The sequence below is a fragment of the Aeromonas sp. Y318-3 genome, assembly GCF_027706185.1.
Lineage (GTDB): Bacteria > Pseudomonadota > Gammaproteobacteria > Enterobacterales > Aeromonadaceae > Aeromonas > Aeromonas veronii.
This window is the reverse complement of record NZ_JAPDCN010000015.1, coordinates 1-14,222: the sequence shown is the minus strand read 5'-3', so window position 1 is coordinate 14,222 and position 14,222 is coordinate 1. Positions and strand designations below refer to the sequence as shown.

General features: G+C 53.1%; 18 protein-coding genes. 15 read left to right on the top strand and 3 right to left on the bottom strand.

The window, feature by feature from the left end:
- The first annotated feature begins 23 nt into the window (after positions 1-23).
- The 6 genes from OKB77_RS18220 to OKB77_RS18195 all read left to right on the top strand — a co-directional run bounded on the left by OKB77_RS18220 (position 24) and on the right by OKB77_RS18195 (position 5,357).
- On the top strand, positions 24-524 hold the full coding sequence (locus tag OKB77_RS18220; protein ID WP_139495275.1) for a hypothetical protein: 501 nt from the start codon (positions 24-26) through the stop codon (positions 522-524).
- An 18-nt stretch (positions 525-542) separates the two neighbouring features.
- Entirely contained in the window at positions 543-1,127 is a 585-nt protein-coding gene (locus OKB77_RS18215) for a hypothetical protein (protein WP_139495274.1), read from the top strand.
- Between the two features lie 8 nt (positions 1,128-1,135).
- A complete protein-coding gene (locus OKB77_RS18210; RefSeq protein ID WP_162504483.1) occupies positions 1,136-1,276 on the top strand; it encodes a hypothetical protein in 141 nt (46 codons plus the stop codon).
- Between the two features lie 3 nt (positions 1,277-1,279).
- Entirely contained in the window at positions 1,280-1,564 is a 285-nt protein-coding gene (locus OKB77_RS18205; RefSeq protein ID WP_231721751.1) for a hypothetical protein, read from the top strand.
- Between the two features lie 1,085 nt (positions 1,565-2,649).
- Positions 2,650-4,377 carry a ribonucleoside-diphosphate reductase subunit alpha gene (locus OKB77_RS18200; RefSeq protein WP_216949425.1) on the top strand — a complete coding sequence of 576 codons (1,728 nt, stop codon included), beginning with the start codon at positions 2,650-2,652 and terminating at the stop codon, positions 4,375-4,377.
- Positions 4,378-4,388: 11 nt separating this feature from the next.
- Complete coding sequence (locus OKB77_RS18195; RefSeq protein WP_270818098.1) at positions 4,389-5,357, top strand: ribonucleotide-diphosphate reductase subunit beta; 969 nt, start codon at positions 4,389-4,391, stop codon at positions 5,355-5,357.
- A 25-nt stretch (positions 5,358-5,382) separates the two neighbouring features.
- Here the strand turns inward: OKB77_RS18195 and OKB77_RS18190 are convergent, their stop codons facing one another.
- Together OKB77_RS18190 and OKB77_RS18185 are read right to left on the bottom strand one after the other, a co-directional pair.
- Positions 5,383-5,898 (bottom strand): GNAT family N-acetyltransferase, encoded by a 516-nt coding sequence (locus OKB77_RS18190; protein ID WP_270818097.1) that lies wholly within the window; start codon positions 5,896-5,898, stop codon positions 5,383-5,385.
- Entirely contained in the window at positions 5,846-6,208 is a 363-nt protein-coding gene (locus tag OKB77_RS18185; protein WP_270818096.1) for a type II toxin-antitoxin system TacA family antitoxin, read from the bottom strand. The genes OKB77_RS18190 and OKB77_RS18185 overlap by 53 nt, the downstream gene beginning before the upstream one ends.
- A gap of 374 nt (positions 6,209-6,582) precedes the next feature.
- Between OKB77_RS18185 and OKB77_RS18180 the strand changes: the two genes are divergently transcribed.
- The 8 genes from OKB77_RS18180 to OKB77_RS18145 all read left to right on the top strand — a co-directional run bounded on the left by OKB77_RS18180 (position 6,583) and on the right by OKB77_RS18145 (position 11,528).
- On the top strand, positions 6,583-7,419 hold the full coding sequence (locus OKB77_RS18180) for a thymidylate synthase (RefSeq protein WP_236269302.1): 837 nt from the start codon (positions 6,583-6,585) through the stop codon (positions 7,417-7,419).
- Positions 7,416-7,904, top strand: coding sequence for a dihydrofolate reductase (locus OKB77_RS18175; RefSeq protein WP_236269301.1), 489 nt, complete (start codon positions 7,416-7,418; stop codon positions 7,902-7,904). Before OKB77_RS18180 ends, OKB77_RS18175 begins: the two co-directional genes overlap by 4 nt.
- Before the next feature lie 2 nt (positions 7,905-7,906).
- Positions 7,907-8,590 (top strand): nucleoside triphosphate pyrophosphohydrolase family protein, encoded by a 684-nt coding sequence (locus tag OKB77_RS18170; RefSeq protein ID WP_213390084.1) that lies wholly within the window; start codon positions 7,907-7,909, stop codon positions 8,588-8,590.
- Positions 8,587-9,159, top strand: a complete 573-nt coding sequence (locus OKB77_RS18165; protein WP_107961346.1) for an AAA family ATPase — start codon at positions 8,587-8,589, stop codon at positions 9,157-9,159. The genes OKB77_RS18170 and OKB77_RS18165 overlap by 4 nt, the downstream gene beginning before the upstream one ends.
- A 91-nt stretch (positions 9,160-9,250) precedes the next feature.
- Complete coding sequence (locus OKB77_RS18160) at positions 9,251-9,841, top strand: hypothetical protein (RefSeq protein WP_202211963.1); 591 nt, start codon at positions 9,251-9,253, stop codon at positions 9,839-9,841.
- The gene (locus OKB77_RS18155) at positions 9,841-10,272 is read left to right on the top strand and encodes a hypothetical protein (protein WP_107961348.1); all 432 of its coding nucleotides are present in this window, start codon (positions 9,841-9,843) and stop codon (positions 10,270-10,272) included. The genes OKB77_RS18160 and OKB77_RS18155 overlap by 1 nt, the downstream gene beginning before the upstream one ends.
- Positions 10,269-10,871, top strand: a complete 603-nt coding sequence (locus OKB77_RS18150) for a 3'-5' exonuclease (RefSeq protein WP_236269300.1) — start codon at positions 10,269-10,271, stop codon at positions 10,869-10,871. The genes OKB77_RS18155 and OKB77_RS18150 overlap by 4 nt, the downstream gene beginning before the upstream one ends.
- Positions 10,872-10,937: 66 nt before the next feature.
- The gene (locus OKB77_RS18145) at positions 10,938-11,528 is read left to right on the top strand and encodes a hypothetical protein (RefSeq protein ID WP_107961350.1); all 591 of its coding nucleotides are present in this window, start codon (positions 10,938-10,940) and stop codon (positions 11,526-11,528) included.
- A gap of 71 nt (positions 11,529-11,599) precedes the next feature.
- Here OKB77_RS18145 and OKB77_RS18140 read toward each other — a convergent pair whose 3' ends face one another.
- Positions 11,600-12,664: a ParA family protein gene (locus OKB77_RS18140; RefSeq protein ID WP_236269299.1), complete on the bottom strand. Its 1,065-nt coding sequence runs from the start codon at positions 12,662-12,664 to the stop codon at positions 11,600-11,602.
- A 249-nt stretch (positions 12,665-12,913) separates the two neighbouring features.
- Between OKB77_RS18140 and OKB77_RS18135 the strand changes: the two genes are divergently transcribed.
- Complete coding sequence (locus OKB77_RS18135) at positions 12,914-13,819, top strand: hypothetical protein (RefSeq protein WP_202211960.1); 906 nt, start codon at positions 12,914-12,916, stop codon at positions 13,817-13,819.
- The last annotated feature ends 403 nt before the right edge of the window (positions 13,820-14,222 follow it).

The following is a 14,222-nucleotide window of genomic DNA, read 5'->3' as shown; positions in this document are numbered from 1 at the left end:
GGGGGCTTTCTATGGAGACATCTATGGCTGTAACAACAACGAGGGGCGGGGGCGGAAGAAAAACCCCTGCAGCTAGTTCAGTAAAGATCGGACATGACGTTCTGCAAATCCTCGCCGAGCGCATCAGCTCCCACGATGCTTTTGCGAGTTTCCAGAGGGAGGTCTGCACCATATCCGCCAGCGGCATGTATGTCGTGAAGGGGCGATTCAAGGGTGGCGAGTTCCGAAATATGGCCTTCATTGGCGGCGAACAGTTCCATGTCTACAGCGTCTACGCCGGAAAGTCCGATCTCATTTTCGTGATGAAGCCGAAATCACCCAGCGGCGAGTTCCAGTTCCTCGAGCTCCCAGGCAAGTCAGTAGCCAAGATGGCGAACCTGGATAATGCCTTCAAGAAGGCTTTTGGTAGTTCTGTTGCAGAGTTTCTGGAGCGGAGCGGTGGTGAGCTGGCTGAAGAGGAGGCCCGCATCGAGGAAGAGCGGGTTGCTGACAGCTATGGCAGTCGCTGGGGCGCATTCGCCTGATTAATGAAAGAGGTAACAATGTCTAATCTGTTGAAAATCGCGGCGATAGACCCTTCTCTCCGCAACTTTGGCCTTGCCCGCGGCACCATCGATATGTCTGATGAAACCCTGCCGGTAGTGGTCGAGCATATCACCCTGGTAAGTACCGAGACCGACAAGTCAGCTCGCAAGGTTGTGCGTCGCAACAGCGAGGATCTGGCCCGGGCCCGCAAGTTGTTCCGTGGCGCACGAGAGTACATCAAGGACGCATCGATCGTGTTTGTAGAGGTGCCGGTCGGTTCTCAAAGCGCCCGCGCAATGGCCTCTTACGGTGTCTGCATCGGCTTGTTGGCCGCGCTCTCCGACAAGCCTCTAATCGAGGTCACTCCGACAGAGGTCAAGCTGGCGGCCGTTGGCTCTAAGACAGCCTCCAAGCAGGAGATGATCAGCTGGGCTTCCGATCTATATCCACACCTCAACTGGATAAAGAGCAGAGGCAAGTCGGAGCTGGCCGACAAGAACGAGCACATCGCCGATGCGATCGGCGCCATACACGCCGGCATCCTGACTGATGAATTTGCCCGTCTGGTTGCCGCCGTTCGTCTTCGCCAGTCAGCTGCTTAGGAGGATTCATGATTTGTCCCGTTTGCAGTGAGCGTCTTGAAGGTGATGGCTACACAACCCCGCTTCACTGCCCCAATACAGACCCGGAAGGCCTGGAGCCTGATGCCAACCCGCTCTATTGCAAAGAAGAGTTCCTGCAGGAGGAGTAAAACATGCGAACCCTTAAAAAGTTACTTGTGGCCTCTCTTCTGCTCGTCTCTTCTTTGGCGCATGGAGCTGTTGTTATCGCTCGTCCGGTCATCATTTCACGGCCGCCGGTCATCTCTCGACCTGCTGTGGTTAGTGCGCCAAAACCTGCTGCTGTAGCGAAGCCTGTTACCCTGCCGGCCAGCTCAAAGCAAAAATCGATCAGCGTCCCCGTCCTGACCCCGCCTGTTGTTATCCCCCGCTCCCCGCCGAGTCTTGATGACTGCGAGAAAAAGGCTGTTTGGTGTTGATCAAGTGAGGGCTCCTGAGAGGGCCCTCACTTTTCCGTATGAGGCTTTATAAATAATGACTCGTTGACCGATTCGACACATTGCGCAATAATTTACCAAATGGCGCGCGCCATATATGGTCCATTGACCTCCCCTTGCGAGCCATATACCTATCATCCATTAAGGATTCGCCCTAAATGAAAGCTGCTGTTAAAGCAAAAGGCCGCCATGTCAGGCAAACTCCGCCTCCTCATTTCGACTTCGACCTCGAGACTATGAAGTCCCGAGTTGAGAGCGCGAAGACCAATTTTGTCTGTGTCCCCGGATCAGTAAAAAGCGCTGATGACTTTGTCCAGTGGTTGAATGCACAATAGGTGTCATTCAACAACTGGAGGCACCCTAAACGAATAGATACTCTTACCCCGCTGGCCCGATTACGGTCTCCATAGAGACCAGTACAATTGCAGATTTGCAAGCAGAAAGCCTCGCCGTTCAGCAAGCGGTCGGTGCTTTCCGAGCTACGCTCATCACTCATGGGTTTTCATCTCTGCAAGGTAGAAACAAGCCGTCTTGGATATTGCCTCGTCGTATCAAGGACAAACAGGCTAAGAAGCAGTTTGCGAAGGCCTTCAATCTGCATCACTACCATATTGGCGTTCCCAGTTACTCACCATCAAATGACGGGCTCGTGTCAGATTACTATCTGCACTACCAATTGCTCACCACCTCTCAGGGGGTTGAAGTAAGGATCGTTGGCATAGGCACCCACACGCCCTTTACTCCAGCTCAGCAGTCGAGATTGGTGACGCCGTAACATCAGATCTCCCTGGTGGGTTAATCCAGGGAGACCTTTCCCAGCTTGCAGAGCGTCTTATCGACTCGTCATGTCTGTGCTTCGATATTCAGCTTCCCTGCACTCAATTTGCGCTTCCCGAACTTTTCGCTTGTCATCGCATACGTAGCGCTCCCCGAGCTCTCAAAACGCATTTAAACGCGCTATAGAGAACCCCCTATCTAGTGAAAAAATGATGCCTTCGGGATTCAACTTTCACTGAATATTGGCTAACCTTTTACGCCTTAAGTAAACACTTACTGAAAGGTGATTCATGGGAGTCAAAATTAACCTAGAGCGTGACGCTCTATTCTCCGATCAAGCTCTTGCTCTTGCCCGTTATTACATTCGTAACGGCGAGACCTCTCCTCAGCAGGCTTTCGCTCGTGCCGCCGAGTGTTACAGCAAGGGTGATGAGGCTTTTGCGCAGCGCATTTATGACTATGTGAGCCGGCAGTGGTTCATGTTCGCCTCCCCTGTGCTCAGCAACTCCTTTGTGCCTGGCCAGAAGCCGGACTCTTTGCCGATCAGCTGCTTCTTGACCTATGTCCCCGACACTCGCGCTGGTCTGGTCGAGCATCAGAGCGAGCTTGCGTGGCTCACTCTCATGGGCGGTGGTGTTGGTGGCCACTGGAGCGACGTTCGTGCTGTATCCAAGAAAGCGCCAGGCCCCCTCCCCTTTGTTGGCGTAGCAGATCGGGCGATGTTGGCTTACAAGCAGGGTGAAACGCGCAAGGGCGCCTATGCTGCCTATCTGGACATCTCTCATCCAGATGTGGCCGAGTTCATCAACGTTCGTGTTCCGACCGGCGGGGACATCAACCGGAAGTTCCTGAATATTCACAATGCGCTGAATATCACCGATGACTTTATGAAGGCAGTCATGGCCGGCGCCAGCTGGGATCTGGTCTGCCCTAAGACGAAAGAGGTTCGGGATACCGTTCCTGCCCGTCATTTGTGGGAGCGCATTCTGGAGATCCGCGGCCGGACCGGCGAGCCGTACTTGAACTTCATCGACACCGCCAACCGCTTCCTGCATCCCCAGCTTGCCGCCAAGGGTCTCAAGATCCGCGGCTCCAACCTCTGCAACGAGATCCATCTGCCGACCGATGAGAAGCGAACCGCAGTGTGTTGTCTTTCCTCTCTGAACCTCGAGAAATGGGACGAGTTCAAGGACGACCCGTTGTTTATCGAAGACCTGGTGCGCCTGCTGGATAACGTTCTGGATGTCTTCATCGAGCATGCGCCGGACGAGCTGTCTCGCGCTCGCTATAGCGCAGAGCGCAGCCGTGATATTGGTTTGGGCGCGATGGGCTTCCACGGCTTGCTGATGCAGAAGGGCATCCCGTTCGAATCAAGCCTTGCTGTCTCTCTGAACCGCCGAGTGTTCGCACACATCTGGACTAAAGCCAAAGAGGCGACTCGCAAGCTGGCAGTAGAGCGCGGCCCCGCCCCGGATCTGACTTCCGAGCGGAACGCTCATGTGCTGGCCATCGCCCCCAATGCGAACAGCTCTATCATCTGCGGCTGCACCCCTTCTATCGAGCCGATCAACAGCAACGCCTTTATGCACCGCACCCGTGCCGGCGCTCACATGATTCGAAACCCCTATCTGGAGCCGGTGCTGGAGAAGCTTGGCCGCAACACAGATGAGGTGTGGAGCAGCATCGTGGCCAACAACGGCTCTGTTGCACATCTGGACTTCCTGGACGATTACACCCGAGACACCTTCAAAACCGCCTTCGAGATTGACCAGCACTGGGTCGTCCAGCATGCCGCCGATCGCCAGATCTACATCTGTCAGGGCCAGAGCGTGAACCTTTTCTTCCCAGCAAAAGCTGACCGCGCCTATGTGAACTCGGTTCACCTCCGCGCCTGGACTTCCGGCCTGAAGGGTCTTTATTACCTGCGCACTAAATCAGCGGGCAATGCCGACAAGGTTGGCGTCCGTATTTCCCGAGTAGAACTGAACACCGAAGAATGCCTGGCTTGCCACGCATAAGGAGCCTATAGATGTCTGTAATTACCCCGAGCCGCACCTACAAGCCGTTTCAGTATCCCTGGGCAATGCAGGCTGCCAACCGTCACGAGCTGATCCACTGGCACGAGGATGAGCTCGACCTGCAGGCTGACGTTAACCAGTGGCAGGACGGCACTCTGCTGCCCCATCACAAGAACCACATCACCCAGATCTTGCGTCTGTTCACCCAGACAGACGCCAACGTTGCGGGCAACTACTGCGACTACTTCATTCCGATTTTCAAGAACAATGAGATCCGGTGCATGCTGCTGGCCTTTGCCGCTCGCGAAGGCATCCATCAGCGGGCGTATGCCTTGCTGAACGACACCCTGGGGCTGCCGGAGAGTGAGTTCACCGCGTTCCTCGAGTACGAGGAGATGGCCGCCAAATCAACGTTTATGACCGACAACCGAGCTGACACTCCTCACGACATTGCTCTGGCTCTGGCCAAGTCGGTCGTGAATGAGGGGGTTGCTTTGTTCTCCGCATTCATCATGCTGCTGACCTACTGCCGGTTCGGCATGATGATGGGCATGACTACGGTCGTTGAGTGGTCAATTCGCGATGAAACCGAACATGTGGATGGGATTTCGAACCTGTTCCGCGAGTACATTCGGGAAAACCCGGAGGTCTTGACCGATGAGTTCAAGTTCTTGGTTTACCAGATGTTCCGTGATGCGGTTGAGCTTGAGGATAAGTTCATCGACCTGGCCTTCTCTCAAGGCGACGCCCCGGGGCTGACTGCTGCTGAGACAAAGGAGTACGTTCGCTATATCGCCAACCGCCGCCTGCTCGGGATCGGGTTCAAGGAGAACTGGATGGAAGTGCAGGACAACCCGTTGCCATGGGTGGCTGAGGTTCTGGGAGACCAGATGTCCAACTTCTTCGAGAAGCGAGTGACGGACTACAGCGTTGTGCCGTTCTCTGGCGATTGGGGCTGGTCAGTGCTCGCCCCGGCTTGATAAGAAAGAGGGGGCCGAAGCCCCCTCACCTATTACGCGGGAAAGGAAGGAACATCGGCGTTGTCGCCCTTTCCTCTTTTTCTTCCGCTTCGCACTTAACAAAGCCAAGTTTTTCGTAAAAACCAATGGCGCTGGGGACTGCATCCACAAAAATCCCCAAAGACCCAACTTGCTCTGCAACATCTCTGGCCTTTGCGATAAGGTAGGCCATAAAGGCTTTTCCTATGCCCAGCCCGCCAAAGTCGATGTCAACTGCGAAGCGCCCTATCAGAGTGAACGGAACCTTCTGGTAGGGGAGTTTTTCACCGAAAATTCCAAGGGCATTTCTATCCACCGAACATCCAGACATTGTGGCATAAGCTACCACTTCGCCTCGGTTGTTTACGGCCTCATAAGCGGCGAACAGTTTCAACTTAGCCTGCTTCTTCAACCGCTTATGGTAATGCTCGTTTAATGAGTTTTCCTGGCAGAGAAAATCCTTGTCTGTTTTACCGCTGAATACTCTGAACTGCACTTCTTGGTTTTCGCTTTCGGTTTTCAATTGTTATTCTCCCGGAATGAGAGCTCTCGATTGCGGCAGTCAGGCGATCGTTAAACTCAGGCGGGTTTGACAGAAGATCGACCATTTTGGCGTAGGAGTCAGAGGTAAGTCTTAGGGTCCTTTCGCTTTCAATGATTTCTTCCGCAACCTTGCGTCCGGCCATTTTTAGAAATGCGGACACAGATACGCCATTAATACTCGCTGCTTGCTCAAAAAGCTCTCTTACGTCTTGTGTCACCCGAAACTCGAATCTTTCTTGCTTCTGGGGTTTGGGTGCCGAAATCACGCTTGCGCTTGCGGCATTTTTCATGTGTGTACCTCAGTAACGACTTACTCGTCATACGAACGATGCGTGGACAGTCGACTTATACGTCTCTTGGACGATGCGTGAACAAATTTTTGTATGCGGTTCTCCTTTTATCTATTCATCGGGAACTCTTCGGCGTCGGTGGTTACGGGCATAATCATTTCCTTTGTTTTTAATTATATTGTCTTCGGTCGGGGAGTTTTCATTGTCCGTACATTTACCGGACAAGCTGTAGGCAACACTGATGCTACACCCAGAACAAAATTCAGTCAAACGATCGGTTGGCTACCACATCCAACGGGCCATTAGAACCATCTTCTGTTGCCTGAAATTCAGTAAATACTTACTATAAGGACTTCATCACAAGGAGTCCTTTCATGCTGCAATATCTTGAGCTGGGATCTCAGATTTTGGGGTCTGGCCAGCTACGTGACAACCGGACCGACGTTCGCTCCATCGCCATGTTTGGCTCTCGGATGCGCTTCGATCTCTCCGACAACAAGCTCGCTCTGATCACCACCAAAAAGCTGCACCTGAAGAGCGTTATCCATGAGCTTATCTGGATGCTCTCCGGCGACACCAACATTCGCTACCTGAATGATAACGGCGTGACGATATGGGACGAGTGGGCCGACGAGAAAGGTGAGCTTGGGCCTGTCTATGGAGCTCAATGGAGAGCCTGGCGCGTTATTGAAGAGACCCCAAACGGTCTCGCTGTCCGAGTCATCGACCAGATCGCAAACCTGATCGATACCTTGCGAAACAACCCTCACGATCGCCGCATGATCGTCACTGCCTGGAACGTTGGCCGCCTGCATGAAATGCGCCTGGCGCCGTGCCACATGATGTTTCAGTGCTTCTCGGAATTAGATCAGGAGACTGGCGAGCGGCTGCTCTCTATGCAGGTTTACCAACGGTCAGTTGACTACTTCTTGGGCCTTCCCTTCAACCTCATTTTCTACAGCATCTTGGCCCATATGCTGGCCGAACAAACTGGCCACAAGGCTCACGAGCTGATCCATATTGGCGGGGATGTTCACATCTATGAGAACCACATTGATCAGGTCAAGCTCCAGCTCTCAAGAGACCCTAAAGATGCCGAAGCAAGACTTGTTCTGACGCCAAGATCCAGTATCGATGAATACACATTCGCTGACGTAAATGTGACTGGGTATGACGCTCACCCGCACATCAAAGGAGCCGTCGCGGTATGACCGTTCGTCTGATCGCAGCGATGTCGTCGGAAGGGATCATCGGTATCGGCAATGACCTGCCGTGGTCTCTTAAGGACGACCTCAAGCACTTCAAGGCCCTGACAATGGGGCGGGCTGTTGTTATGGGCTCAAAGACCTTTGACAGCATTGGCCATCCCCTCCCCGGGCGCCACAACATCGTCATCACCCGCACCCCGCGGGCCAATAGCGAAAACCTCACCTTCGTGAAAGAACCTCCGCGCCTTGCGGATGCCGACATCATCGGCGGGGCGCAAATCTACCAACATTACCTGCAAAGTGGCTTGGTAGATGAATTGGTGATTACCTTCGTTGATGCTTGCGTAGCTTCGAAGGGAGGGAAAAAGGTTCATTTTTTCCCAGTTAACTTTTTTTCTTGTTTTGTTCCTTGCTTCATTGAAAGCAAGTTTGAAAGAAACCAAGGAAACGAGCATTCATTCAAGATAGTTAGATACATTCGGAGATAAGTATGAACAAGCTTACCAACTTTCAAATGACCACCCACTTCAACTCCGTACTTGGCCAAGGCGTGGCTCAGGCTCCGATCGTCCCGTCTCTGGGTCAGTGCCGTCTTCGCTTGGCGATGATCAAAGAAGAGTCACAGACCGAGCTGTCAAAGGCTTTTGACTCCCGAGACCTCCTGCAGATCGCCGACGCCATCGGCGACAGCCTTGTTACTGTCTACGGCGCGGCCAACGACTGCGGCCTGGATGCTGACGCAATCATGGAGCAGGTCTACCTGTCCAATATGAGCAAGCTCTGCGATACCGAGCAGGATGCTGTATTTGCGGTTGAGCAGTACCGACTGGGCAACGGCTTCCACGGCAAAACTACCCCGATCAACGCCATGTACCGCGAGTCTTCCATCCCGGGCAAGTACGTTGTGTTCGACGGCGAGACAGGCAAAACCTTGAAGGGCCCATCCTTCTTTGAGCCGAAGCTGGAGCAGGTTGTTTTCCCTGAAGGTCGTCCGGAGGATCCGTTTGCTCAGCTGCGCACTGTCGCCGAAACCATTGGTGTTCGGGGCGAGACCTTGTGGCAGTTCCAGTCTGTTCTCGACCAGATCGCCGTTGCTATGGCCGCCTCTGATCAAGCCGTGCCGATGCAGCCGAAAGAGGCCGAGGCGGTTGAAGAAGTTGAGGTTGTGGAATGATGCGAGTCGGAATCTGCGGCGCCCACCGTGTTGGCAAGAGCACTCTTGCCAGGCTGTTGGCCGATCGAATGGCTCTGACCATGATCGATGCCGGCGTCTCTAAGGTTTTCGCCGAGATGGGCCTGTCCCCAAGTTCCACGCTCGACGCCAGCTCTCGGCTCTCCGTTCAGGAACGGATCCTGAGAAAGTTCGAGCAGGTTATGTCCGGCGGTGAAAGGGTGATTATCGACCGAACTCCTATCGACATGGTCGCTTATCTACTGGCTGACATGAACCAACAGCACTACCAGGAAGCCCGCGTCAGTGAGCGAGTTATGGATTACATCAAGGAGTGCTTTGAGACGGCTCGTAAGACCCTTGATTTCGTTATCTACGTGCCGCCAGGCATCCCGCTGGAGCATGCTGAAGGGAAGGGTCTCATCGACCAAGGGTACATTCAAGCGACCCACTGGTTGATGAAGAGCGCCTTGGCCGACAGCGGCGTCAGGTACGGTACTATGCCGACCGGCATGATCGACCTTGAAACGCGATGCCAGTGGGCCGAATCCGCTATCTGTTTCCACCTATAATTTCGCGCCTAATGATCAGCGGGTATTTACTGAATGCCCGCTATATCTTCTCTAAAATAGAGTTGTAAAAAGCAACACTCGGAGAATCGCTATGTCTTTAGCCCGTCAGCTGAACCAGTCATCACCGTCATCATCTTCGGTAGGTGCGTCCGTTCGAGAGCACTTTATCGGGGAGGTTTCCAAGGTACTTTCACAACTTAGCCACGAGCGGAGCGTTGTCCTGGAGAACATGCTCGCCTCCGAGATCTACTGTGCTCAGTTCACAAAGGGGCAGGTGGAGTCTCTGGCAAAGAGTTCGGCATTTTTGATGAGCTCCAGCATCAAGGTCTGGCTCACCGATTCAGATCTCCCCTGCAGTGTGTTTGGGCGTTACTGCGCCATTTTGCGCCTTCGCACCCCTCTGCCGTTCCCCATCTCGTTTGAGAGTCTGGAACTGTCCGCCTCGAGCCATTACGGCGCCGCAATCCAGAGCCTTGTCAGAGACCGGAGCAATCACATGTTGCCGGCAGACTTCTCGGCAGAGATCAAGGCGCTGACCAATTGCGACATGCGCGGTCTGAACACATTTACAGAATGCCTGGCTCGCTTGGCCAAGTGCGGCCCCGTCTCTAACCAGGTGGCTTTCGATCTGTCCAAAGCCGCAGATCGATTTGTCTCAAATCCGACACAGGTGGATGTCTGATGGTGATTGATCTGCAGGACGAGATAGACCGGAAGGCGCTTGAGACGCTTGAGCTTGTCCTCGACCTCATATCAGAGGGTGGACTGACTAGGGCGCAGGCTGATGCGCTTCTACACGCAGTTCAGACAGGGTTTGGAGGGGTGACGAGCTCCTCCGTAGACATCAACTCCCTGCTTACCGAGGCGAGTCTCTTCGTGGCCGGATCCCCGGATTGGCAGTGTGTCTACGCTCGCCATTACCGCTGCAGAGATGGCCACCTCTATCGCATGACCATATCCGACTGCACCCTCAAATTCAGCAGAACCGATGCTCCGTCCAGCATGGACTTCGTCCTTGAGTTCGGCTCTCAGCAAGACGCTTTCCGCATGGCCAACGTCAAGCATGAGCAGCTCCGCGAGGCTGGGTTCCGCATCGGCAGGAGAAAGAAATGAAGCCCATTGTTATTACCGGCGTCGATATTGAAACCACTGGATTCCGGCCGGAAGACGGGCACCGGATCACCGAGGTCGGTGCCATCGTTTACAAGGTTGACCCCGCGTCCATGTCTTTTGAGAAGGTGCTTACCTACAGCAAGCTGGTCAACCCTCATCGAACAATCCCTGAAGAGGTTCAGCGCATCACCGGCATCACCCCCGAACTGGTGAGGAAGGCGCCTGGCTGGGAAGAGGTGGCCATCGATGTCGGCAAGATCTTCAAGGCGACCGACATCATGATCGCCCACAACGCCGACTTCGATGCCCCCTTTATCGCTTATGAGCTGCTCCGAGTTGGCCAACCGGTTAACCAGGACATGGAGGTCTTCTGCACCATGCAGTCTGGCCGCTTTGCTACGCCTCTGGGCAAGCCTCCTCGCCTTTCCGAGCTGTGTTGGGCACTGGGAGTCCCGTTCAACTCGGAAGATGCTCACCGAGCCATCTATGACGTCGATCGGATGATGGAAGCACTCATGGTCGGTATCCAGGCCGGCTACTTCGACCTCAGCGCATCTGTAGAGAAGGCCGCCCGCGCCAAAGGGCTTCTCGCCGCTTAAGAGATCAAATTGTCACATCCCGCGGCTCAATGCCGCGGTTTTATCCCATCTGCAAGGAGAACCTCCATGTACTTTGTCTTCTGCGACCTGGACGGTTGCATTACCGATAACAGGGCCCGTGCCGACAAGCTTCCTCCTTTGGGTAGCGAGACGGTCGAGGACTGGGAGCCTTTCAACCAGGCATGCGGGCAGGACTTGCCGGTCCCGTTCATGATCGATCTGATCAATATGCTCAGTTCGATCCCCGCAGTGCGAATGTTCTATCTCACCGCCCGGCCGGAGACTGTCCGCGCTCAAACCGTCAACTGGCTTAACCGTCACGACGCCCCGCTTTTGGTACCGCTTCTGATGCGTGATGTTTCTGACCTTCGCCAAAACCATCTCTACAAGGCTGAGGCCATCATGCGTCAGCTGTCTGTTGCCCACGATAACCCTCTGGAGGCCGAGTTCACCATGATCGATGACGACCCGGCTATCTGCGCCTACATCAAGGGGGTGTTCCGTAACGCTCGGATCCTGAAGCCTCAGACGTTCTGCGCGGCCGTTCTGCGCCGAGCAGATGTAACCGGAGAGATCACCCCTCCATCTTTGTTAAGCTTTGCGGATTTACTGACAAGTAAAGATGTCTGGAATCAGACGAAAGAGTTTGCGTCTTAACCGCTACAGGGCGTCACTATGACGCCCTTCAATAATTAAACTTTAAAAGATTATTATGGTCTCGTAAGTTTTTAAATCAAATTCTTAATTATGTAATCAGCCAGTAAATCATGTTGTTGGGACATTTTATTCATTAGCTGTTTTTGCGGTTTAGACCAAGCACCTCTAGCTAATACCCCTCTAGTCGGCGATACTGTATCGAGATAACGAAGTGGTACGCCTTGTAGGATACTATCTGGAGCCATAACATTAAGATCCTCAATCTTAGCGATTGGTGTGTCAGGGGTAAATGCAGGTATAGGCGGATACGTTGTGATTGCTGACAATTTTGAGCGAAGTTCGTTTTTTACAGCGTCAATTATTTTATCCCTATGAGCAGCGTCCGCAGCAATCTCCCCCGAAACCGCCTGGCCATTCTGCCTTCTTGTATCAAACCCATTAAAAATCCAGCCCCCAAACTTGGGAGCACCCTTATGGTTTATTAAAGGGTTGCTGAGAGAAGAGTTCCTTTTAATCCCTTGCTCCCAGTCATCTCTGAATTTCGGCAATGTCTCGCCAATAAGGCCAATGCAATAAGATGAAAACACATCAGCCGTACATGGGACCAAGTAGTAGTCAGAGCAGTACAGGGCTGATCTAACTATTGTATTAAACGAAGGAGGCACGTCGATAAGAACGTAATCATACTCACAATCGTTTGTTTCTTGAGCTTTAATGGCAATCAGGCTAGGAATCAGAAATCTAGTTATAGCATTACCAGCAATTAAGTCTGTACCTACGCTTATTATATCTGACAGGTTATTCAACCAAAAATCACCAGGTACAATATCTAATCTTCCTGCCCCATTCTCCATTTTGTGATATGGTTGAAATGTATGCACAACAGGAGTTATATCCTGTTGGATAAATGGCTGACAGAATGCTCTTATTGTTTGGCCATAAGGGTTAGCTTTATCCTTATTCAAGAGGCTTGAAAATTTATTTTCTCCAAGCAATGCTATTGATAGGTTACACTGTGGATCAAAATCTATCAATAGAACCGACTTTCCTTTAGCCGACAAAGATACACTTAAATTCCAAGTCAAGGTTGTTTTACCAACCCCTCCTTTGTTATTAAATAATGATATAGTTTTCATTTCATCCTTTCGTATACGTTACATGAGTGGGTTCCAGCTTATATCATATAGGAGGTATTTCCTAGGATTTGAGATCTGTAAGCGACGGTAACAGATTGGCCACATTACGAAGCTGTTAACCTGATCTATTATCCCGAATCTGCTGTCGCGGTCATGAAGGGCGAATGCGATTAACTCCGATTCAGTTCAGCGAAAATGCACTCAGTCGAACGAGACTGCTTAACGCTAACACTGAACAAGGAGTAAACCATGAACGCACTTGATAAGGCTCTCGCCTCTCTTGAACTTGACGATGTTGTGCCCGCTACTGGTGTGACATCTGCTGATGCAGATCTGGACGCTCTGGAAGCGCTGCTTGAAGCCCCTGAAGCGACCGCTGACGCTGTTGATGCTTCCCCTGTAGAAGTCGCTGAGGCGGTCACAGAAGCGCTCTCAGAAGATGTCGCTGCTGACGCCCAAATCGACGCTCTCGGTGCAGATCTCGATGACCTAGACGCGCTGCTGGGTTCCGACGTTGCATTCCCAACCTCAACTATCGAAGAGGTCGCTCAAGAGCTGGCCATGGTTGAGACGCGCGAAGAGCTTTATGCCGAAACCGACGCTGACGCTGCCGGCGCTGCAGACCTAGTTGTCGAGACTGAGGCAGCCCCGGCCGAAAGTGAGAAGCCGGCCAAGATAAAGGCCCGCGCTCATGGCGCATCCAAGCCCTCCGCAGCGCTCATTGCTCGACTCGGCAGCGTGGAGGCGGTAGAGGCTCACCTGCACATCGATGCCAGCGACGGAACACTGTCTCGCGCTGACCTGTCCACGCTGATCAAGTCCCGAATGGAAGACCTCGACAGTCTGCCGAAGAAGGTAGGCGAGAAAGCGGTGAACCTCATTGCTCACATTGCCGGAGGCGCCGGTCTGTCCTGCTACACCCGCATCGCCCTGGAGATGCTTCTGGAGTCCGGCGAGCTCACTAGCAAGGCCCTGTATGAGCGTTATAAGGCCCGCCCGTACAGCGAAGGGACCAGTCGCTCTCAATGTGGCCAGCTGATGCAGCTCTTGCCTGCGATGGGTATAGCAGAGCGCCCTGTTCCTGGCTCCCTTGTGCTTATCAAGGACAGCCCGATCGCCGAGTCTCTTCGCTCTCTGATAGGCAAGGCCGCGTAACCAGACGAATAGCCCTGCAGGGCAGGGCTATGTAGACAATTTGATATGAGGGATGGCGCTTGAAATATCTCATTCGCGCAGGCTACAGGCTTTACCAGGGGCACCTCTACATCGATGGGCGGCTTTGCATCTGCATATGGGCTGTGGCCAGAGATATTGGGGTTCTAGGGATTTTCCGTCCAAATGCGACATTCAGACTGCTAAGTGATTGATTTATTGTGACTGGCTATGTGAAGCGCCAAAAAAGTAATACCCCTCTGGAGGCCGCGGACGGCGTGGCCTCCAGAGCACTTTGTCGTTTTTGGACGGAAAATCCCTAGAACCCCAAGGCACGAACCCAGTGGACATAAGCCTGTTCGGTTCGTAAGCTGTAATGCAAGTAGCGTATGCGCTCACGCAACTG

What these genes read in the sequence shown, in the direction of transcription:
- OKB77_RS18220 (WP_139495275.1), top strand. Translation starts at nt 24, where the DNA reads ATGGCTGTAACAACAACGAGGGGCGGGGGCGGAAGAAAAACCCCTGCA.
- OKB77_RS18215 (WP_139495274.1), top strand. Translation starts at nt 543, where the DNA reads ATGTCTAATCTGTTGAAAATCGCGGCGATAGACCCTTCTCTCCGCAAC.
- OKB77_RS18210 (WP_162504483.1), top strand. Translation starts at nt 1,136, where the DNA reads ATGATTTGTCCCGTTTGCAGTGAGCGTCTTGAAGGTGATGGCTACACA.
- OKB77_RS18205 (WP_231721751.1), top strand. Translation starts at nt 1,280, where the DNA reads ATGCGAACCCTTAAAAAGTTACTTGTGGCCTCTCTTCTGCTCGTCTCT.
- OKB77_RS18200 (WP_216949425.1), top strand. Translation starts at nt 2,650, where the DNA reads ATGGGAGTCAAAATTAACCTAGAGCGTGACGCTCTATTCTCCGATCAA.
- OKB77_RS18195 (WP_270818098.1), top strand. Translation starts at nt 4,389, where the DNA reads ATGTCTGTAATTACCCCGAGCCGCACCTACAAGCCGTTTCAGTATCCC.
- OKB77_RS18185 (WP_270818096.1), bottom strand. Translation starts at nt 6,208, where the DNA reads ATGAAAAATGCCGCAAGCGCAAGCGTGATTTCGGCACCCAAACCCCAG.
- OKB77_RS18180 (WP_236269302.1), top strand. Translation starts at nt 6,583, where the DNA reads ATGCTGCAATATCTTGAGCTGGGATCTCAGATTTTGGGGTCTGGCCAG.
- OKB77_RS18175 (WP_236269301.1), top strand. Translation starts at nt 7,416, where the DNA reads ATGACCGTTCGTCTGATCGCAGCGATGTCGTCGGAAGGGATCATCGGT.
- OKB77_RS18170 (WP_213390084.1), top strand. Translation starts at nt 7,907, where the DNA reads ATGAACAAGCTTACCAACTTTCAAATGACCACCCACTTCAACTCCGTA.
- OKB77_RS18165 (WP_107961346.1), top strand. Translation starts at nt 8,587, where the DNA reads ATGATGCGAGTCGGAATCTGCGGCGCCCACCGTGTTGGCAAGAGCACT.
- OKB77_RS18160 (WP_202211963.1), top strand. Translation starts at nt 9,251, where the DNA reads ATGTCTTTAGCCCGTCAGCTGAACCAGTCATCACCGTCATCATCTTCG.
- OKB77_RS18155 (WP_107961348.1), top strand. Translation starts at nt 9,841, where the DNA reads ATGGTGATTGATCTGCAGGACGAGATAGACCGGAAGGCGCTTGAGACG.
- OKB77_RS18150 (WP_236269300.1), top strand. Translation starts at nt 10,269, where the DNA reads ATGAAGCCCATTGTTATTACCGGCGTCGATATTGAAACCACTGGATTC.
- OKB77_RS18145 (WP_107961350.1), top strand. Translation starts at nt 10,938, where the DNA reads ATGTACTTTGTCTTCTGCGACCTGGACGGTTGCATTACCGATAACAGG.
- OKB77_RS18140 (WP_236269299.1), bottom strand. Translation starts at nt 12,664, where the DNA reads ATGAAAACTATATCATTATTTAATAACAAAGGAGGGGTTGGTAAAACA.
- OKB77_RS18135 (WP_202211960.1), top strand. Translation starts at nt 12,914, where the DNA reads ATGAACGCACTTGATAAGGCTCTCGCCTCTCTTGAACTTGACGATGTT.